Annotated in this window: 18 protein-coding genes; 6 read left to right on the top strand and 12 right to left on the bottom strand. The window is 75.2% G+C overall.

The window, feature by feature from the left end; genetic code table 11:
* Positions 1-305: 305 nt before the first annotated feature.
* The gene (locus OG802_RS02310) at positions 306-1,631 is read right to left on the bottom strand and encodes an aldehyde dehydrogenase family protein (protein WP_329406623.1); all 1,326 of its coding nucleotides are present in this window, start codon (positions 1,629-1,631) and stop codon (positions 306-308) included.
* Between the two features lie 102 nt (positions 1,632-1,733).
* Entirely contained in the window at positions 1,734-2,861 is a 1,128-nt protein-coding gene (locus OG802_RS02315) for an RNA polymerase sigma factor (protein ID WP_443055433.1), read from the bottom strand.
* Between the two features lie 186 nt (positions 2,862-3,047).
* On the opposite strand from OG802_RS02315, the gene OG802_RS02320 reads away from it, so the two are divergent.
* Positions 3,048-4,076, top strand: a complete 1,029-nt coding sequence (locus OG802_RS02320) for an acyl-CoA dehydrogenase family protein (RefSeq protein ID WP_329406626.1) — start codon at positions 3,048-3,050, stop codon at positions 4,074-4,076.
* A 25-nt stretch (positions 4,077-4,101) separates the two neighbouring features.
* On the opposite strand, the gene ssuE is transcribed toward OG802_RS02320, so the two are convergent.
* From ssuE to OG802_RS02340, 5 genes are all read right to left on the bottom strand, one after another.
* Positions 4,102-4,656, bottom strand: coding sequence for an NADPH-dependent FMN reductase (ssuE, locus tag OG802_RS02325; protein ID WP_329406627.1), 555 nt, complete (start codon positions 4,654-4,656; stop codon positions 4,102-4,104).
* A 389-nt stretch (positions 4,657-5,045) separates the two neighbouring features.
* On the bottom strand, positions 5,046-5,129 hold the full coding sequence (locus tag OG802_RS35910; RefSeq protein ID WP_393349143.1) for a putative leader peptide: 84 nt from the start codon (positions 5,127-5,129) through the stop codon (positions 5,046-5,048).
* Positions 5,130-5,421: 292 nt separating this feature from the next.
* Positions 5,422-5,589: a hypothetical protein gene (locus tag OG802_RS02330; RefSeq protein WP_200729250.1), complete on the bottom strand. Its 168-nt coding sequence runs from the start codon at positions 5,587-5,589 to the stop codon at positions 5,422-5,424.
* Between the two features lie 73 nt (positions 5,590-5,662).
* Positions 5,663-7,858 (bottom strand): MMPL family transporter, encoded by a 2,196-nt coding sequence (locus tag OG802_RS02335; RefSeq protein ID WP_329406630.1) that lies wholly within the window; start codon positions 7,856-7,858, stop codon positions 5,663-5,665.
* Positions 7,859-8,123: 265 nt separating this feature from the next.
* Complete coding sequence (locus tag OG802_RS02340) at positions 8,124-8,630, bottom strand: MarR family winged helix-turn-helix transcriptional regulator (RefSeq protein ID WP_393348322.1); 507 nt, start codon at positions 8,628-8,630, stop codon at positions 8,124-8,126.
* Positions 8,631-8,819: 189 nt separating this feature from the next.
* Between OG802_RS02340 and OG802_RS02345 the strand changes: the two genes are divergently transcribed.
* Positions 8,820-10,343, top strand: a complete 1,524-nt coding sequence (locus OG802_RS02345) for an SDR family oxidoreductase (protein ID WP_329406633.1) — start codon at positions 8,820-8,822, stop codon at positions 10,341-10,343.
* A 205-nt stretch (positions 10,344-10,548) separates the two neighbouring features.
* On the opposite strand, the gene OG802_RS02350 is transcribed toward OG802_RS02345, so the two are convergent.
* Positions 10,549-11,478 carry a LysR family transcriptional regulator gene (locus tag OG802_RS02350; RefSeq protein ID WP_329406636.1) on the bottom strand — a complete coding sequence of 310 codons (930 nt, stop codon included), beginning with the start codon at positions 11,476-11,478 and terminating at the stop codon, positions 10,549-10,551.
* Between the two features lie 155 nt (positions 11,479-11,633).
* Between OG802_RS02350 and OG802_RS02355 the strand changes: the two genes are divergently transcribed.
* Positions 11,634-12,329: a type 1 glutamine amidotransferase domain-containing protein gene (locus OG802_RS02355; RefSeq protein WP_329406638.1), complete on the top strand. Its 696-nt coding sequence runs from the start codon at positions 11,634-11,636 to the stop codon at positions 12,327-12,329.
* Between the two features lie 193 nt (positions 12,330-12,522).
* Here OG802_RS02355 and OG802_RS02360 read toward each other — a convergent pair whose 3' ends face one another.
* On the bottom strand, positions 12,523-13,548 hold the full coding sequence (locus OG802_RS02360; protein ID WP_329406640.1) for a MerR family transcriptional regulator: 1,026 nt from the start codon (positions 13,546-13,548) through the stop codon (positions 12,523-12,525).
* A 215-nt stretch (positions 13,549-13,763) separates the two neighbouring features.
* Between OG802_RS02360 and OG802_RS02365 the strand changes: the two genes are divergently transcribed.
* The gene (locus tag OG802_RS02365; protein WP_329406643.1) at positions 13,764-14,216 is read left to right on the top strand and encodes an SPW repeat protein; all 453 of its coding nucleotides are present in this window, start codon (positions 13,764-13,766) and stop codon (positions 14,214-14,216) included.
* Positions 14,217-14,421: 205 nt separating this feature from the next.
* A complete protein-coding gene (locus OG802_RS02370) occupies positions 14,422-14,685 on the top strand; it encodes a GlsB/YeaQ/YmgE family stress response membrane protein (RefSeq protein WP_329406645.1) in 264 nt (87 codons plus the stop codon).
* 28 nt (positions 14,686-14,713) lie between these two features.
* On the opposite strand, the gene OG802_RS02375 is transcribed toward OG802_RS02370, so the two are convergent.
* A complete protein-coding gene (locus tag OG802_RS02375) occupies positions 14,714-15,490 on the bottom strand; it encodes a GNAT family N-acetyltransferase (RefSeq protein ID WP_329406646.1) in 777 nt (258 codons plus the stop codon).
* 280 nt (positions 15,491-15,770) lie between these two features.
* Entirely contained in the window at positions 15,771-16,529 is a 759-nt protein-coding gene (locus OG802_RS02380) for a chaplin (protein WP_329406648.1), read from the bottom strand.
* A gap of 276 nt (positions 16,530-16,805) precedes the next feature.
* Between OG802_RS02380 and OG802_RS02385 the strand changes: the two genes are divergently transcribed.
* Positions 16,806-18,422: an alpha/beta hydrolase gene (locus OG802_RS02385; protein WP_329406650.1), complete on the top strand. Its 1,617-nt coding sequence runs from the start codon at positions 16,806-16,808 to the stop codon at positions 18,420-18,422.
* Positions 18,423-18,507: 85 nt separating this feature from the next.
* On the opposite strand, the gene OG802_RS02390 is transcribed toward OG802_RS02385, so the two are convergent.
* Entirely contained in the window at positions 18,508-19,380 is an 873-nt protein-coding gene (locus tag OG802_RS02390) for an alpha/beta fold hydrolase (protein WP_329406652.1), read from the bottom strand.
* Between the last annotated feature and the right edge of the window lie 142 nt (positions 19,381-19,522).

Genomic DNA, 19,522 nt, shown 5'->3' on the forward strand with positions numbered 1-19,522 from the left:
GGAAGGCGTCGGTCACACCTTCTGCCACCACGGCGTCCGGCGGCGGGGTTTCGTGCAGCCGGATTCGAAAGTCCGATGGATTTGGCCGGATCGGACTACGGAGCGTTCCGTTCCGGGCCAAGTCCGGTTCCGTTGCTGCCCCTCGGCGGACTACTTCGGCCCACTCGTGTCCGCTTCGGCCCGTCGGCCGTCACGGACCGTCACCACCCGCCCCGTGAACGGCCGGTGAGGCCGCCCGCGTGACCGACCGTGACGCCTCCCGCCGACCGCCCGCCCCGGCCACCGTCGCCCGTCGCGGCCGCCGTTCAGCTCAGCGGCTTCTCCAGCACCGCCTTGCGGTGGCTGAACGTCTCGATGGAGTAGCGCCCGTGGTAGCTGCCCATGCCGCTCTCGCCGACCCCGCCGAACGGCAGGTCGGAGACGGTGAGATGGGCCAGCGGGAGACCGAGGCCCAGGCCGCCCGAGGAGGTCTCGGCGGCGATGCGGTCCCGGGTGTCGTCGGACTCGGTGAAGACGTAGAGGGCGAGCGGCTTGTCGCGGTCGTTGACGAAGCCGATGGCCTCGTCCAGGTCCTCGACCGTGACGATCGGCAGGATCGGGCCGAAGATCTCCTCCCGCATGACGGGCGACTTCGGGTCGACGTCGGCGAGCACGGTCGGCGCGATGTACTTGTCCGCGCGGTCCCCGCCGCCGCCGACCACGACCCGGCCCGAGCCGAGCAGACCGCTGAGCCGGTCGAAGTGGCGTTCGTTGACGATGCGTCCGTAGGCGTCGGAGGACTGCGGGTCGGCGCCGTACAGCGTCTCGACCGCGTTCTTCAGGAGGGGTTCGAGGGCGGCGGCCGTCCGCGGGTCGGTCAGGACGTAGTCGGGGGCGACGCAGGTCTGCCCGGCGTTGAGGAACTTGCCGCGGGCCAACCGGTCGGCCACGACGGCGAGATCGACGTCGTGGTCGACGAACGCCGGTGACTTGCCGCCGAGTTCGAGGGTGACCGGGGTGAGGTGTTCGGCGGCGGCGCGCAGGACCACGCGGCCGACGGCGCCGTTGCCGGTGTAGAAGATGTGGTCGAAGCGCTCGGCGAGCAGGGCGGTGGTCTCCGGGACGCCGCCCTCGACGACGGCGACCGCCTCGGTGTCGAGGTGCGCCGGCAGCAGCCGGGCCAGCGCGGCCGAGGTGGCGGGCGCGAGTTCGCTGGGCTTGACGACCACCGCGTTGCCGGCGGCGAGGGCGCCGACCAGCGGGGCGAGCAGGAGCTGGGCGGGGTAGTTCCAGGGCGCGATGACCAGGACGACGCCGAGCGGCTCGACCAGCGTCCAGGCGCGGGCGTCGGGGCCGAGGTGGGCCGGGACCGGGGCGGCCTCGGGGCTCAGCCATCCGTCCAGGTGCTCCAGGGTGTGGTCGATCTCGCGGACGGTGAAGTCGATCTCGGTGCGGTAGGCCTCGGCGGAGCTCTTGCCCAGGTCGGCGTGGAGGGCGGCGGCGAGTTCGGCGCCCTGGTCCGTGAGCAGGGCGCGCAGCCGGCGCAGCTGGTCCGTGCGCCAGGCGACGGGCCTGGTGCGGCCGGTGCGGAAGGCGGCGCGCAGTCGGGCGACGACGTCGGCGGGCTGTTCGATGGTGGCTGCGGTGGTCACGGTGCCTCGCTGAGGGTGCACGGGCCTGTCGGCCCTGGGTCGTGTGGGCCTCACGGCCTGCGGTGTCGACACGAGCGTCAGCTCGATGTATATGCCAACCTTTCAGTCGCCGCCATGCATTCCCGGATCGGCGGGCAGTTCTCGCCGTCGCCGCTCCAGGAAGGCGCGCTCCGCCGGGCTCTCGCTCAGCGCGAGGGCCGCGTCGTAGGCGGCCGCCGCCTCGGCGGCCCGGCCGAGACGGCGCAGCAGGTCGGCGCGGACGGCGTGCCAGACGCGGTAGCCGTCCAGGCGCAGGGCGTCGACCAGGTCGAGCGCCGGGCGCGGGCCCTCGGTCTCGGCCACGGCGACCGCGCGGTTCAGCGCCACCACCGGGCTCGGCGCGACGGCCATGAGCTGGTCGTACAGCCGCAGCACCTGGTCCCAGTCGGTGGCCTCGGCGGCCGGGGCGTCGCTGTGGACCGCCTGCACGGCGGCCTGGATCTGATAGGGGCCGGGGCGGTCGCGGCGCAGGCAGCGCCGCACGAGCTCCTGCCCCTCGGCGATCAGGTCCCGGTCCCAGCGGCCCCGGTCCTGCTCGGGCAGCGGCACGAGCGTGCCGTCGGCGTCCTCGCGCGCGCCGCGCCGCGACTCGACGAGCAGCATCAGCGCCAGCAGCCCGGTGGCCTCGGGTTCGTCCGGCATCAGCTCCGTCAGCAGCCGGCCCAGGCGGACGGCCTCCGCGCGCAGCCCGGAGTCGCCCTCGCAGCCCTGGTTGAAGATCAGGTAGACGACGGCGAGCACAGCGCCGAGCCGGTCGGGCAGGTCGGCGTCGCGGGGCACCCGGTAGGGGATGCGGGCGTCGCGGATCTTCGCCTTGGCGCGGACCAGTCGCTGCGCCATGGTCGGCTCGGGCACGAGGAAGGCGCGGGCGATCTGGGCGGTGGTGAGACCGCCGAGCAGCCGCAGGGTCAGGGCGACCCGCGCCTGCGGGGCAAGCGCCGGGTGACAGCAGGTGAAGACGAGGCGGAGCCGGTCGTCGCGCACGGGTCCCTCCTCCACGGGCGGTACGGCGGCGTGCAGCAGGACGGCCTCGGCCTGGCGGGCGTCCCGGGTGGACTCGCGGCGCAGCCGGTCCACGGCCCGGTTGCGGGCGGTGGTGATGATCCACCCCGCCGGGCTGGGCGGCACGCCCGTCTGTACCCAGGCGCCGGCGGCGCGCAGCTCGTCGTTGTAGGCCTGCACGCGGCGCATGATGCCGGCCAGTTCCTCGGCCGCGGGCGGTTCGCCGCCGGCGGGCTGGACCACGCTGAGCAGGTAGTGCGTCATGGCGTCCTCCTGGGGTGTCGTGCCGTGTCGTGCCCTTGTCTCATCTCCTACACGAACGGCACGGTCCCGGATCGACACCCCGCGCCGGGATCCGGGAAACAATCGCGTCCCATGACCGCAACCCACCCCCTCGTCGACCGCGCCCGGCGGCTGGCCGACGAGCTCCTCGCCCCGCAGGCCGAACACGTCGACCAGGGGGAGGTCCCCGTCGGGCACCTGGCCGCGATCAGGCGCTCGGGTCTGCCCGGCCTGAACGCCCCGAAGGAGTACGGGGGCTCGGCGGCGCCCCCGGCGGTGGCGCGGGAGACGGCGGAGATCCTGGCCGGGGCGTGCTGCTCGACCTGGTTCGTGCAGACGCAGCACCACACCCCGGTGCTCACGCTGGCCGGGAGCGGAGGCCCGGCGCGCGAGCGGCTGCTGGGCCGGCTGGCGAGCGGGGAGCTGCTGTCCGGGGTGGCGTACGCGCATCTGCGGGCGTACCCGCGCACGCCGGTGCGGGCCGTTCGGGAGCGGGGCGGCTGGCGCTTCGACGGAACGGTGCCCTGGTACACGGGGTGGGGCCTGAACGACGTCATGCTGCTGGCCGGCGTCACGGACGCGGACGAGGCGCTGTTCGCGTTCGCCGAGGCCCGCCCGCAGCCCGGCCTGCGGCCGTCGGCCCCGATGCGCCTGGCCGCCCTCACCGCGGCCCGCACGGTCTCCCTGGAGCTGGACGGCCTGTGGCTGCCCGAGGAGGCGGTCGCGCTGCGCACCCCGTACGCGCTATGGGCGGCGACGGACCGCGCGAGGACGGCCAACGTCAGCCCCGCGGTGTTCGGCGTCACCCGGAGCGCTCTCGCCCTGCTGGACGAGGACACCGCGGCCCCCTTCCGCACCCGGCTGGCCGCACTGCGCGACGAGGCCTACGCGCTGGCCGACGCCCCGGCGCCGGACGACCACCGTGCGCGTCGGCTCGCCCTGAGGGCGCGGGCGTCGGAGCTGATGGGGGCTGCCACCACGGCGGCGGTGGTGGCCGGCGGCGGCCGTTCGATGCTGCTGACGAACCGGGCCCAACGCCTCGCGAGGGAGGCCCTGTTCCTGATGGTGCAGGGCCAGACGCAGGCCTCGCGGACCGCGCATCTCGCCGCGCTGGCCGGGTGACCGGCCCGGCGGCGGGACGGCGCGTTCAGCTCGCCGCGGCCAGGTACGGCGTGCGTCCGAGCGCGGCCGAGAACTCGTCGACGACCTGGGCAAGGGCCTCGGTGGCGGCGGGCGCGACGGTGACGGAACCGTCCTCGTGGGCGGTGATGTCCTGGTCGAGGGTGAACCGGCCCTGCACGATGTGGGCCGCGCCCATGGAGGTCAGCACCGGGCGCAGGGCGTAGTCGATGGCCAGGACGTGGGCGGTGGAGCCGCCGGTGGCCAGCGGCAGGACCGTCTTGCCGGCCAGCGCGTACTGCGGGAGCAGGTCCAGGAGCGCCTTGAGGACGCCGGAGTAGGACGCCTTGTAGACGGGGGTGGCCACGACGACGCCGTCGGCGCGCGCGAACAGTTCGGCCGCCTCGACGATCGCCGGGTGGCGGAAGTCCGCGCCGAGCAGGGCCGCGGCTGGGACCGTGCGGACGTCGAGCGGGATCACCCGGTGTCCCTGGGCGGCGAGCCGCTGGTCGAGGTGGCGCAGCAGGCGGCCGGTGCGGGAGGAGGCGGAAGGGCTGCCGGAGACGGACAGGACGGTGGCCATGGGTCCTCTTTCGAAGGAGCCCGGGACGCCCGCGGCACGGCGGGGCGCTCCGGGGTGGGAGCGGTCGGATCTGCCGGGCGGCTGCGGGCGGTCCGCCAGTGGGGACGGCGGACCGGCCGGCCAGGGCGGGCGTGCGGAACTCCTGGTGCGGGACGGGTGGTTGCGGGCACACCGCACGCACGCCGCGGGCGCCGCGGATGTCGCGGACGCCGGCGGGAGACGGGCGCGGTGGATCCGGGCGGACGGGGCGGGCGGACGGACGGCGAGCCGGGGCATGGAGGGACGGGCGCCGTTGAAGCGGCGAATCCGCGGACCGGAGAACCGAAGTACCGGATTACCGGCTCAAAGCCGGAGAAAAGAAAGAAGCGCGGGCGGATCGCGTGGAGGGATCAGGCCGCGGCGCTACAGGAGGCGCTGGAGACACGCGCGAGGTCGACGTGGCGTCGCCGCGTGAGGTCCAGTCGCATCGTCATGTCGTTGATCGTGGCAGCAGCCCGGGACGGCCGTCAAGAAGAACCCGGGCGGTCTCGCATCGCGGACCAGGCGGTCTTGCCCAGCGGGAGCCGTAACGGAGCCGGGAGGCGGGAGTTGCGAGGGCGGGAGCCGGAACGCCGTCCGAACACCCTTGGCGCGGGCCCGGCTTCCCCCGTCGGCGACCGGGCGCCGCCCCGGTGGCCACCATGGGTGAGTCCGGGGCGGGCCCGGCCGGCGTCGCCGGGGGCCGTCCGAGGGGATCCGCCGGGCGGCTCCCGGTCCGACGGGTCGTCAGTCCTCTTCGCCGAGGGGGACCACGACGAGGAAGGCGTCCGACTTCAGGTCCATCACCACGGTCGCGGGCTCCCCCTCGGCCCGCCGCCGTGCCGCGTACTCCTCCGCCGGCCACGACCCTCGCGGGGATCCTGCGGGGAATCGCTCCAAGACCTTCGCGCTCATAGCGGCGGACACCTCCCGATGCGAACGGACAGCTTCTCCCTACACCGGCTTCCCGGGTTGGGCGCGAACATGTTCAGCCGCGGGCCGGCGGGGCGTCGTCCGCCGTGTCCCGGACGCGGCCGAGCCGTCCGGGCCACCAGGCGCGGGCGCCGATGTCGCGCACCAGCGCGGGCACCAGCAGCGAGCGCACGACGAGGGTGTCCAGCAGGACGCCGAAGGCCACGATGAAGGCGATCTGGGCGAGGAAGGCGAGCGGGATCACCCCGAGCGCGGCGAACGTGGCGGCCAGCACCACGCCGGCGGAGGTGATGACGCCTCCGGTGGTGACCAGGCCGCGCAGGACGCCCTCGCGCACGCCGTGACGCAGGGACTCCTCACGCACCCGGGACATGAGGAAGATGTTGTAGTCGACGCCCAGCGCCACCAGGAAGACGAACCCGTACAGCGGCACGGACGGATCGGTGCCGGTGAAGCCGAACACGTGCCGGAACACCAGCGCGGAGACGCCGAGGGTGGCGAGGAAGTTCAGCGCCACCGTGGCCACGAGCAGCACGGGCGTCAGCAGCGAGCGCAGCAGCACCGTCAGGATGAGGAAGATGACGGCGAGGACGACGGGGACGATGAGGGTGCGGTCGCGCTCGGCGGTGCGCAGGGTGTCGTAGCGCTGGGCGGTGTAGCCGCCGACGAGGGCGTGCGCGCCGGGCACGGCGTGCAGGGAGGTGCGCAGGCGGGCCACGGTGCGCAGCGCCTCGTCGCCGTCGGCCGGGGAGGTCAGGGTGGCGTCGATCCGCACCCGTCCGTCGACCACCAGGGGGGCGCCGCCCGGACGTCCGGACGCGGCGACGGCGGCCGCCGAGGCGACGCCCTCGGTGTTCCGCGACGCGGCGAGGACCTCCTGGAGGCGGCGGGCGTCGGCGACGATCACGGTGGGGTTGCCGGAGCCTCCCGGGAAGTGCCGGCTCAGCGTCTGCTGCGCGGCGACGGAGGGGGCGTCGTCGACGAAGGTCTCGTCGAGAGGCGTGCCCCGCGAGGCGAGCGCCGGGGCGAAGGCGGCCCCGGCCAGCAGGACTGCGAGGGCGACCGCCCAGACCCGGCGCGGGGCCCGGTCGACGACGTCGGCGACGCGCCGCCACACGCCGTGCCCCTTGCTGCCCGCGGGCTCCCGGGAGGGCCAGTAGGCGGTCCGGCCGAGGAGGAGCAGGGCGGCGGGCAGGAAGGTGAGGGCGCTGAGCACGGCGCAGCCGATGCCGACGGCGCCGACCGGTCCGAGCGCGCGGTTGTTGGTGAGGTCGCTGAGCAGCAGTGCGAGCAGCCCGAGGGCGACGGTGGCGGCGCTGGCCACGATCGCTCCCCAGGAGCCGCGCAGCGCGCCCGTGACGGCGGCGAACCGGTCGGCGCCCGCGGCGAGTTCCTCCCGGTGGCGGGCGGTCACCAGCAGCGCGTAGTCGGTGGCCGCGCCGATCACGAGGATGGAGAGGATGCCCTGGACCTGCCCGTCGACGCGCACCAGGCCGTGGTCGGCGAGCGCGTACACGACGGCGCAGGCGAGGCCGAGGGCGAGGACCGCGCTGAAGATGATGACCAGGGGGAGCAGCACGCTGCGGTAGACCAGCAGCAGGATGACGAGGACGGCGGCGAGGGCGACGGCGAGGAGCAGTCCGTCGATGCCGGCGAACGCGTCGCCCAGGTCCGCCCGGGTCGCGGCCGGTCCGGCCAGCTGGACCGTGGTGCCGGGGACCGTCTCGGCGGCGGCGCGGATCCGGTCGAGGGCGGGGGCGAGATCGTCGCCGAGGTCGGGGCGCAGCGGCACCACGGCCTCGATCGCCCTGCCGTCCTCGGAGAGCAGTGCGGGCGACACCGCGCCCGAGACGTCCCGGTCGCGGGCGAGCGGGGCGAGGGCCCGGCCGGCGTCCGCGATCCGGTCCTCGAGCACGGCCCCGTCTGCCGCCTTCCCGCCGGCCGCCTTGCCGCCGGCCGCCTTCTCGCCGTCCGCCTTCCCGCCGGCCGCCTTCCCGCCGGCGCCGGACGCGGCCTCGCCGCTCGCGGTCCACAGGACGATCGCCGGCAGCGTCTCCTTCTGCCGGAAGGCGCGCTGCGCGGTGACGACCTCGGTCGACTCGGCGCTGCGGGGCAGGAAGGCGGCCTGGTCGTTGGTGGCGACCTCGCCCAGCCGCCCCGCGTAGGGGCCGAGGACGCCGCCGACGCCGAGCCAGACGGCGACGAGGAGGACCGGGACGAGCCAGCGGGCGCGTCGGGGGGTGGCAGACATCGTTCTCCAGCTCCGAGGGGGCAGGCGGGGAGGGTCGGGCAAGGGCGGCGAAGGCGGGACGGGCGGGGGCAGCGGGTCACGGACAGCTCGACGATCGTGACGCTCGACGGAAAACAATCTCGATGATCGAGCAAGTCATCCGTCGAGCGATCGTAGACGTCGCCTGTTCTTCTGCCCTCGGCCGGTCCCCGGATGCACGTCCGCCCGGCGACGACCCCGTTGCGACGCTCGTGCTCCCGACCGGCGCCGGCCGGGCGGGCCCCGCTCAGCGGCCGGGCGCGTGGATCCCGGACAGTTCCTCGCCCATCGCGCCGAGGAAGCGCGCCACCACCGACAGTTCCTCCTCGGTGAAGCGGGCGCGGGCGGCCCGGGTCGCCTCGGCCAGCGGCCGGAAGTAGTCGCGGGCCGCCGACCGGGCGTCGTCCGCGTAGTGCAGGTGGACCACCCTGCGGTCGGCGTTCTCCCGGACCCGGCGGATGTGCCCCGCCCGCTCCAGCCGGTCCACGCACGCGGTGACCGCGCCGGAGGTGAGCCCGAGGTGCTCGCGCAGCCGCTTGGGGGTCATCGGCCCGTCCGCGTCCAGGATCGCGGCGAGCGCCTGGACGTCCGTCGCGTGCAGTCCCTGGTCGCCCGCGAAGCCGTGCACCAGCCGGTTGATCTCGCCGTTCATCCGCCGCAGCCGGACGGCGAAGGCGTGCAGGTCGGTCGGCGCGCCGGACGCCTCGGACGGCTCTTCCGGCACCCGCTCCGCACGCTCGTCAGCTGTGGCCACGGGGTCAGCGTAGTCGCCGTTCGCGATCACTCGTTCGTGCGCACAAGCCCAGCGTGCATCCGCCCGCCGCCCCCGGGTGGAAGCGATGTGCAGAGGCGATGTGCAAGCAATCGTCCACGGGGCGTCGCCCGCCCCGGCGGACACCGCCGGACAGGCCCCCGGGCCGACGAGACGAAGGACCGAGGACCCATGACCTCAGCGGCCCGCGACGACGGAGCGCTCTGCCTGGTGACCGGCGCCACGGGATACGTAGGCGGCCGGCTCGTCCCCGAACTGCTGGCCGCCGGGCACCGGGTGCGCTGTCTGGCCCGCGATCCCGACCGGCTGCGCGACCACCCGTGGGCCGGCGACGTCGAGACCGTGCGCGGCGACGTCACGGACGCCGCGTCGGTCGCCGCGGCCCTCGACGGCGTCGGGGTCGCCTACTACCTGGTGCACGCGCTCGCCTCGGGCGACGACTTCGAGGAGACGGACCGCAGGGCCGCCCGGATCTTCGGGGAGCGGTGCCGGGCGGCGGGCGTGCGACGCATCGTCTACCTCGGCGGCCTCACCCCGGCCGACGTGCCCGAACGCGAGCTGTCGCCGCACCTGCGCTCCCGTGCCGAGGTGGGGCGGATCCTGCTGGACTCCGGCGTGCCCGCCGCCGTGCTGCGGGCCGCGGTGGTGATCGGCTCCGGGTCCGCCTCCTTCGAGATGCTGCGCTATCTGACCGAGCGGCTGCCGGTGATGGTCACCCCCAGCTGGGTGCACACCCGGATCCAGCCCGTGGCCGTGCGCGACGTGCTGCGCGCCCTGGTCGGCTGCGCCCGCCTCCCGGACGACGTCAGCCGCACCTTCGACATCGGCGGTCCGGACGTCCTGACGTACCGGGAGATGATGCTCCGCTACGCGGCGATCGCCGGGCTTCCGCGCCGGCTGATCGTGTCGCTGCCGATGCTCACCCCCGGTCTGTCCAGTCACTGGGTCGGGCTGGTCACGCCCGTGCCGGCCTCGATCGCCCGCCCGCTCACCGAGTCGCTGCGGCACGAGGTGGTCTGCCACGAGCACGACATCGCCCGCCATGTGCCGGACCCGCCGGGCCATCCCCTGGGCTTCGACGAGGCGGTCCGGCTCGCCCTGCGCAAGGTGCGCGAGGCGCAGGTCGCCACCCGCTGGTCCTCCGCCTCCGTCCCCGGCGCCCCGAGCGACCCGCTGCCCACCGACCCCGGCTGGGCCGGCGGCAGCCTCTACACCGACGTCCGCGACCTCGCCGTCGACGCGCCGCCCGCGTCGCTGTGGCGGGTCATCGAGGGCATCGGCGGCGACAACGGCTGGTACTCCTTCCCGCTCGCCTGGGCCGTCCGCGGCCGGCTCGACCGGCTGGCCGGCGGGGTGGGACTGCGCCGGGGCCGCCGGGACGCCGCCCGGCTGCGGGTGGGCGACTCGCTCGACTTCTGGCGCGTCGAGGAGATCGAGCCGGGACGGATGCTGCGGCTGCGGGCCGAGATGCGGCTGCCGGGCCTGGCCTGGCTGGAACTGCGGGCCGAGGCCGGCGCCGACGGCCGCGCCCGCTTCCACCAGCGCGCGGTGTTCCACCCCCGCGGACTGCTCGGCCACGCCTACTGGTGGAGCGTGGCGCCCTTCCACGCGCTCGTCTTCGGCGGCATGGCCCGCAACATCGCCCAGGCGGCGGTCGCGGACGCCGCGGCCCGGGCCCACGAGCCGGCCCGCTGACCGGCCGCGGCGGAAAGCGGTCCCCGCCGGTCCCGCCCGGCCGCCTCCGCCGTTCCCGCCGACCACGCCGCATGCGACTAACCCCTCCCCCGGAGCCCCTTGACCGGCGCGGACCGCGCGGCGCTCGACCACCCGGACCCGGTCGTGGCGCTCGCCGACGGGCCGGCCCGGTTCAGGCGGGCACGGGAACGTCCCTGAGCGTCCCTCACCACTGCCGGGCCGCGCTCAGCAGCAGCTCGCGCACGGCGGTCACGTCCGGGTTCGCGACGGCGCCGGGCCGCTGGACCAGGTACGCCGTGTTGATCGGCGGGTCCGGCGGCTCGTGGAGCGCGACGAGCGCCCCGGAGGCCAGTTCGCCGAGGCAGAGGTAGCGGGGCAGCACCGTGACGCCCGCCCCCGCGACGGCGGCGGCCAGCACCCCGCGCAGGTCGGGCACGGTCACCGCGGCGGAGCCCGACAGACGCCGGCCGAACACGTGCCGCCAGTAGCGGCGGGCGATGGGCAGGTCCTCGGCGTACGTGAGCAGCGGGACGCCCAGCAGGGCGGCCGGGCCGTCGGCGGCCAGCGGGTCCCGCAGCCGCTCGGCCCACACCGGGGCGGCGACGAGGACGAACTCCTCGTCCGTCAGCGGGACCGCGTGCAGGGTGCGGCCGCGGGGGCGGGTGGTGGCGACGACCAGGTCGTGGCGCCCGGCCCGCAGTTCCTCCAGCAGGGCGTCGGTCAGGCCGGTGGCGACGCGCAGCCGGACGCCCCGGGCCATCAGCGGGGCCAGGGCGGGCAGGGCGCGGGTGCACAGCAGTTCGGCCGGTCCGGCGAGATGCACGGGGTCGGCCGGCCGGGCCCCGCCCGCCGCGGGGTCCGGGCCCGCCACGACGGCCAGCTCGTCGAGCGGCGCGGACACCCGGGCCGCCAGCTCGTCGGCGACCGCGGTCGGGGCGACCCCGCGCGGGAGCCGCTCGAACAGCTCGCGGCCGGTCTGCCGTTCCAGCGCCCGCATCTGCGTCGTCACGGTCGGCTGGGACACCCTCAGCAGCTGCGCCGCGCCGGTGAACGAGCCCGAGCGGTACACCGCGAGGAAGGTGCGCAGCAGATTCAGGTCGAGGGGGCCGGCGGGCCGGCCGTCGCTGTGTTCCACCCCGCCAGTATTCCTCCGCCGCCCATAGGATCCTCGATACCGGGCATCGGAATCCGCATTGGATCCCTATGCCCCGACCGCCTAGGTTCGCTGGTGAACCCATACGTCGGCGGTCCGCGAGCGGAACGCCGACGCCGACCCCTCGGAGATCAGTCATGGCAAAGATTCTTTTCGTGCTGTCCGGCGCCGACCACTGGACGCTCGCCGACGGCACTCAGCACCCGACCGGCTTCTGGGCGGAGGAGGCCGCCGCGCCCTACGAGGCGTTCCGGGCGGCGGGCCACGAGGTCGTCGTCGCCACGCCGGGCGGCGTCGTGCCCACCGTGGACAAGGGCAGCCTGGCCGCGGAGGTCAACGGCGGGCAGGACGGCGCCGACCGGGTCGCCGCCGTGCTCGCGGGCATGACGGAGCTTCAGCGTCCGCTGCGGCTGGAGGACGTCGACCTCGGCGACTACGCGGCGGTCTTCTACCCGGGCGGCCACGGCCCGATGGAGGACCTGGCCGTCGACGCCGTCTCCGGTCGCCTGCTGGCCGACGCCCTCGCCTCGGGCAGGCCCCTGGGCGTCGTCTGCCACGGCCCCGCGGCCCTGCTCGCCGCGGTCACCGAGAACGGCGCCAACGCCTTCGCCGGCTACCGGATCGCCGCGTTCACCAACGCCGAGGAGCAGCAGGCCGGTCTGGCCGACAAGGCCAAGTGGCTGCTCCAGGACCGGCTCACCGAGGCGGGCGTCGACGTACAGGTCGGCGAGCCCTGGGCGCCGCACGTCGTGGTCGACCGCAACCTCGTCACCGGCCAGAACCCCGCCTCCTCGGCCCCGCTCGCCGACGAACTGCTGAAGAAGCTGAGCTGAACCGAGGCCCCGGCGAGCCCGGCCCGCGAGCCCGGCCCGGCGCTCACCGGGCGCCGGTGGCCCGCGACTACCGGCGGCCTGCGGGTGCCGGCGGACGGCACCCCGCACGCATGTGACGCCGTGCCGTGACCGTCCCGTGCGACGCGTGCGACCCGTGTGGGCAGGCCGGTGACGGTGAGATCGTCGCCGTCCGTCAGGCCCCGTGCGATCCGTGCGATCCCTGCGGCCCGTGCGATCCGTGCACGCCGGCCAGCAGTGTCAGCGCGTCGCTCAGGCCCGTCGGCCGGGGCAGGCCCGGGGCGGAGCGGCCGGCCCAGCCGGGGCCGCCGAGCACCACGGTCGGAGCCCGGCGGGCCCCGGTGACGCCCCAGCGGGTGTCGGAGAGATGCCGGGCCAGGGGCAGGCTGGCGGTGGAGCGCGTCTGCGCCCACAGCACCACGGCGACCGGGCCCAGCCGCCGCACGGCCGCGGTGAGCGCCTCGACGGGCACGGCCGCCCCGAACATCCTGGCCGGGACGCCGAGTTGGAGAAGGCCCGCGTGAAGCGCCTCCAGGGGCAGGCTGTGCTGCTCGCCCGGCACGCAGGCCAGCAGCACCGGCCCGGGCGCGCCCTCCGGCCCGCCCGGCACGACGGCGTGGGGCGCACGGCGCAGCGCGGTGGAGACCTGCCAGGACAGCAGATGCTCCACCTCGACGTAACGGTCGCCGGACGACGCCCACTTGCGGCCCACGGCGTGCAGCGTGGGGACCATCACCTCCTGCCAGGCGACGGCGAGCCCGTGCCGTCGCACGGCCGCTTCCAGCATCTCCCCCACGGCCGGCGCGTCCAGCCGCACGGCGGCCCGGGCCAGGCCCCGGCACTCCTGGCGGACGTCGCCGCCGTCGGGGCCGGGAACGTCCGGCGCCGAGGCCCACTCACCGGCCGGGTCCGCCCCCGCGACGGCAGCGCCCGCGGGCTCGGCGGACGTCCGCTGCACCGCCTCCTTCGCCGCGCGCGCCGCGTCGGCGGGCGGCACGCCGGACGAGGTGAGCCGGCACATCGCCTCCAGCACGGCCACGTCGCCCGGCCGCCAGCGCCGGTGCCGGCCGTCCGCGCGCACGGCGGGCCCGATGCCGTAGCGCCGGTCCCAGGAACGCAAGGTGGTGGGCGCGACGCCGAGCCGGTGGGCCAGCGCGCCGGTGGTCAGGCCGGCGTCCCGCGGACTCGGCGACTCGCTCATGGCGCCACGATACGACGCACCGGCGACGCACGAGGATCCGGTGCGAACCGTCCACCCGGCCTGGCCCGCCCGGCCCGGTCCACCCGGCGGACGAGGGCGGATCCGCCGGCGCGAACCCTACACATAAAGGATTAATAAGAGCACAATGAACATGCGCGGCACATACCGCACACCGCACCGAAGCGGTCGGCCCTGAGAGTCAAAGGAGACAGATCATGGCCAACGTCTCGCCCACCAGAGGCGACATGTCGACGCACCCCGACGTGCATGAGATGCAGGCCCGCTACGCCCGCATGCTCGGCGGTCGTGACGTGGCACTCGTGGACGGACCGGTGTTCCTGCTCGGTCTGTACTGCGCCGTGTCCCCGTGGGTCCTGCACTACACCGCCAGTCAGCCCGCCCTCGTGACCCACAACCTGATCGTCGGCATCGCGATCGCCCTGCTGGGCCTCGGCTTCACGGCGGCTCCCGCCCGGATGTACGGCCTGAGCTGGGCCATGTGCGCGGCGGGCATCTGGATGATCGTCGCGCCGTGGGTGGTCGGCGACAGCCCGGACGCCGGTGTCGCGGTCAACAACATCGTCATCGGCGCGCTGGCCCTGCTCCTCGGCCTGATGTGCATTGCCACGGCGATGCGGAGCACCCGCACCCCCACCCCCACCCCGTAGTCCCCTCCGCCCCGGAAGCACGGCCGGGCCGACCCGAGGATCCGGGTCGCCCCGGCCGTCACGCGTCCCCTCGCGGTCGGGACGGCTCGACGGCGATCCGGCCGTACCGGAGCGGAGCGGAACGGACTGTCCCGCCCCCGCGTGGGCAGACATCGGTCAGCGGGCTCCGGTCAACGGGCTCCCACGGAGAAGCGGAGGGGCGGAGATGGAGATCGACGGCATCATCAGTGCCATCTTCATCGGCATCGTCATCGGCGTGCTCGGGCGGCTCGTCGTGCCGGGGCGGCAGCGCATCGGCGTGCTGTGGACGATCGGGGTCGGCATCGCGGCCGCGCTGGTCGGCTCCCTGCTCGCCGCGGGCCTGGGCGTGGACGACACGAAGGGCGTCGACTGGATCGAGTGGCTCATCCAGATCGGGCTGGCCGCGGTGGGCGTCGCGGCACTGGACCGCGCGAAGTCGCGCCGCTGACCCCGGAGGCGGGGCGCGCCGGTCGACGTCAGGGCGCGTAGACGTACGGGGTCGTCGTGGTCAGCGCGGCGAAGCCGAGGCGGCCGAGGATGGGGCGGCTCTGGTCGGAGGCGTCGACCTGGAGGTACGGGTAGCCGCGTTCGGCGGCGATGCGGGCGCGGTGGGCGATCAGCGCGCGGTAGAGACCCCGGCCCCGCCAGCCGTCGACGGTGCCGCCGCCCCACAGGCCGGCGAACCCGGTGCCCGGGACGAGTTCCATCCGCGCCGAACTCACCGGCACGTCCCCCGCCAGTGCGACGAGGGCGACCAGTTCGCCCGGGTCGGAGGCGAGGCGGGCGAGCAGGAGGTCGCGCAGCCAGGAGCCGTCGCGGCCGAAGGCCCGCTCGTTCGCCTCGACCATGAGCTCGACGCCCACCCGGTCGGTCACGGTGACGATGCGCACGCCCTCGGGCGGCGGGGCGTCGACGAGTTGCTCCCTCGTCCCGCTCACCATCAGGGTCTCCTCGGGATCGGCCGCGAAGCCCGCCGCCACGAGCCGCCGCCCGAGGTCGGCCGGACGGTCGTGCCCGTACAGCTTCCACTCGAACTCGTGGCCGAGACGGCCGAAGTAGGCGATCTGCTCGGCGATGGCCGCGTCGGCGTCGGCCGCGTCTAGGCCGGACCACAGCACGCCGCTCCAGCCGCCGTCACCGCCCACGTGCCGGACCACGCCGCCGGCCCTCTCGATCCGGGCGTCGGAGCTCTCGGGGCGCGCGCCTTCGCGCATCTCCCGGTCGTACAGGGCGAGTACCTCGGCATGATCCATGCCGCCACTCCAGCACCCGTGCCCGCCCCCGCACAACGTGATTAGCGGGCCGGGACCGCACCCGTGGCACACCTCCGCGACCTGCGTCGCCACACCGCGCGGACCGGACAGCCGGCACGCACGGGACCGACGGGACAGGACGGACGGGACAGGGCGGACGGGACGGACGGACTCCTGCGAGGTCGGTGCGGGCCCCGGCGCCCGCCCCGCCGCCGGGCGCGGCCGCGACCCCTCGACCACCGGGGCCCGCGGCTCGTCCGCCCGTCCGCCCGTCCGCCGCTCAGCGCTCCGTGCTCGGGCGGAACCTCCGGTAGAGCAGCGCTCCGCCGAGCATCAGGGCGGTGCTGCCGGCGAGGGCGGGCAGGGCGGCGTCGGCTCCGGTGCGGGCGAGCGCGGCGACGGGCCCCATGGTCTGCGGGGCGTGAGCCGGGGGCTCGGCCCGCGGACCCGGGTGCTGGGACTGCGACGGCGGGTTGTGCCGGACCGGGGGGTGCGGCGCGGGCTCGCCGGGCTCCTCGTCGGAGGCGTTGACGGACACGTTGCCGAAGGCCGGGTCCGCGATGCCGACGACGTTCACGCTGTTGCCGCTGACGTTCACCGGGAGGTCCACCGGCAGCTTGATCCCGTTGCCGGAGACGACGCCCGGGGAGCCCACCGCGTCGCCGAGCGCGGTCGCGCCGCCGCCGTGGCCGGACGAGGACGAGGAGCCGGAGGAGGACGAGGAGGCGTGGTGCGCGCCGTGCGTCCCGGCGCCGGGGCCTCCGGAGGGGCCGCGATGCGCGCCGTGCCCGGTGGACGTGCCCGTGTTGGCGCAGGTGTTGCCCGCGGCGGGGTTCAGCACGCCCACCACGCTCACCGTGTTTCCGCACAGGTTCACCGGAAGGTGCACGGGCAGCTGCACACCGTTGCCGGAGATCAGCCCGGGCGAGCCGACCGCGGAGCCGTCGGCCGCGGAGTCGGCGTGGGCGGGCAGTGTCACGGCCATCGCGCCGGAGACTGCTGCGACGGCCAGCACACCGGTTCGGGTAACCCGTCTCATGGGGGGTCCCTGCCTTCCAGACATGAGTCGCGGGCGCTCGCCCGCACCGGGTAGAACGCCGCAACACGTTCCGGGTTATGCCTGGACGTTCTTTCACCCGCTCGGAGGTCACTCCCGTCGAACTGGTGTCGAACCCGCGGCCCGGACGCCCGCGGCCCACCGGCCCCGTGAGCCGCGCGAGCCGGGCCGTTCCGCCCGGAGGCGGGCCGCGGGACCGCCGCTTATCGTGAGCGAGGACGCCGTCCCGGACCGCTGCGGGCGTCCCTGGAGGCATTGATGCTGGCCAAGCTGTCGACGCGGCCCGGGTTGCGACGCTGCGCGCTCGCCGCCACCGCCGCACTGACCCTGATGGGCGCGGGTCTGCCGTCGCTCGCCGCCCACGGCGGGGCGGACGCGGACGACCCGCTCGACCTGTCCCGGTTCCACGACCAGAAGGTCGTCTGGTCGGCGTGCAGGGGCGACGGCATGCCGAAGGATCTGCAGTGCGCCAAGGTGACCGTCCCGCTCGACTACGCCCACCCCGGCAGGGCCACGCTCGACCTCGCGATCGCCCGTTACCGGGCCACCGGCCACAAGCGCGGTTCCGTGGTGCTCGACTTCGGCGGCCCCGGCGGCGCGGGGGTCCCCGAACTCGCCCACAGCGGGAAGGAGTTCATGGATCTCACGGACGGCTACGACGTGGTCGCCTTCGACCCGCGGGGCGTCGGCCGCTCCTCCCCCGTGAGCTGCGGCAACGGACAGCAGAGCGCCCTGGCCTCGCTCGACGACGACACGGCCCTCGCCGATCCGCAGGCCCTGCTGCCCCGGCTGAAGAAGGCCGCCGCCGTCTGCGCCGAGCACTCCGGGCCCGTCCTGCCGCACATCGGCACGGTCGACGCGGCACGGGACCTGGACGTGATCCGCCAGGCGCTCGGCGACAAGAAGCTCAACTACCTGGGCTTCTCCTACGGCAGCCGGCTCGGCGCGGTGTACGCCGCCCAGTTCCCCGGCAAGGTGGGCCGGATGGTCCTCGACGGCGTCGACACGCTGACCGAGCCGCTCACCGAGCAGGGCCTCGCGGGCGCGCGCGGGCAGCAGATGGCGCTGGACGACTTCGTCGGCTGGTGCGTGAAGGACATCGCCTGCCCCCTCGGGCGGGATCCGCGGATGGGCCGCGAGGGCGTGGTGCGGCTGGTCCGCTCGCTCGACGAGAACCCGCTGCCGACGGACTTCGGCGCCGACTTCACCGGTCAGGACCTGGTCGGGGCCATCGGCCAGGGGCTGTACAGCAGGGAGCTGTGGCCGCTGCTGGAGCGGGCGCTGGCCCAGTTGATCGAGGGCGGCGACGCGAGCGGGGTCCTGGGTTTCGCCGGCGGCGGCATCGCGCTCCCGCTGCCCTTCCCGCTCCGGTCGCCGGGCGCCGGGCCCTCGCCCGGCGCGCTCGTCGACGCCGAGGACGTCCCGCCGGACAACCTGCCCGCCGCGCTGATGGCGATCAACTGCGCGGACGACCCCGACCGCCCGACCGCCCGGCAGGTCACCGCGGACCTGCGGCGGCTGCGGGCGGCCTACGACAAGGCGTCGCCGGTGTTCGGCCGCTACCGGCTGACGGAGGTGCTGATGTGCTACGGCCGCCCGAAGGGCACCGACTTCATCCGCGACGAGGTGAAGGACCTCCGCACGCCGAGGATGCTCCTCGTCGGCACGCGCGGCGACCCGGCGACGCCGTACCGCTGGACCGTGGAGACGGCGAAGCGGCTCGGGCCGTCGGCCGTGGTGCTCGACAACAGGAGCGAGGGGCACACCGGGTACGGGACGTCCAAGTGCGTGCACCGCAAGGTCGACGACTTCCTGCTGTACGGCTCCCTCCCGCCCAGCGGCAGTTCGTGCGGCGCCGACGACGACGCCGACTGAGCGGACCGGCTCCGGCCGCCGTCGTCGTGGGAGGCGGACCGGAAGGCGGCGGACCCGGACGCCTTCGGCCGAAGGGCCGTGCGCGTCAGACGATCCGTTCGCTTCGGCCGGCCCCTTCGGCCTCGCCGGCGCCGTCCGCCGCGGCGGCCTCCTCGACGACGCCGGCCCTGTCGGCCCCACCGGGCCTGTCGGTCACGAAGGCGTCGATCGCGGCGGTCAGCTCGGCGGGCCTCTCGACCGGGAGTTCGTGTCCGGCGTCGATGATGCGGACGACGGCGTCGGGGTAGGCCATGGCCATCCGCAGCATCTGCCGCACGGGGAGCTGGATGTCGTGGTAGCCGTGGATCATCAGGGTGGGCGCCTGGATCTCCCTGACGCGGTCGAGGACGTCGAAGGCGCGCATGGCGCCGTACAGCGTCATGACCACCTCGCGCGGGGTGCCGGCGGAGGAGGCGACGTAGGCGTCGATCTCGTCCTTGGGGTGGCCGGGGGCGAAGGCGCGCCGGATGTTGGCGGCGACGAACATCTTGAAGGGGACAAGCGTGGAGGCGCCCATCAGCAGGCCGCGCCCCCGGCTGTAGGTCATCCGCGCGATGGAGTTCACGAGCACCAGGCGCTCCACGCGTCCGGGGTGGGAGAGGGCGACGGTCTGCGCGATCATGCCGCCCATCGAGTGGCCGACGAGCACGCACCGCCGCACGCCGAGATGGTCGAGGAGGGCGAGGAGGTCGGCGGCCAGTTCCGCGACCGTCCGCACGCCCGCTCCGCCGCTCTCGCCGTGCCCGCGCAGGTCGAGTCTGATCACCCGGCGGCGCGCGGCGAAGTGCGCGCTCTGGTGGTCCCAGCGGTGCCGGTCGGCCGTCCAGCCGTGCACGAAGACCAGGGGCACTCCGTCCCCGTCGCGCGGGCCCTCGTCGTCGTACGTCAGGGCTGCGCCGTCGACTTCGAGCTGCGGCATGGTGCCTCCTGTGCTGTGCTGTCCCGGTTACTGACGCGTACGGTAACCGGCGGCCGGGGTCGCCGTCACCGTCCGGCCACGGGCATTTCGCGGCGCAAGCGGATTGCGCGCATGCGCCGACATTGCCCCGAATGCCTGATAT

It is taken from the genome of Streptomyces sp. NBC_00704 (assembly GCF_036226605.1).
Taxonomy (GTDB): Bacteria; Actinomycetota; Actinomycetes; order Streptomycetales; family Streptomycetaceae; genus Streptomyces.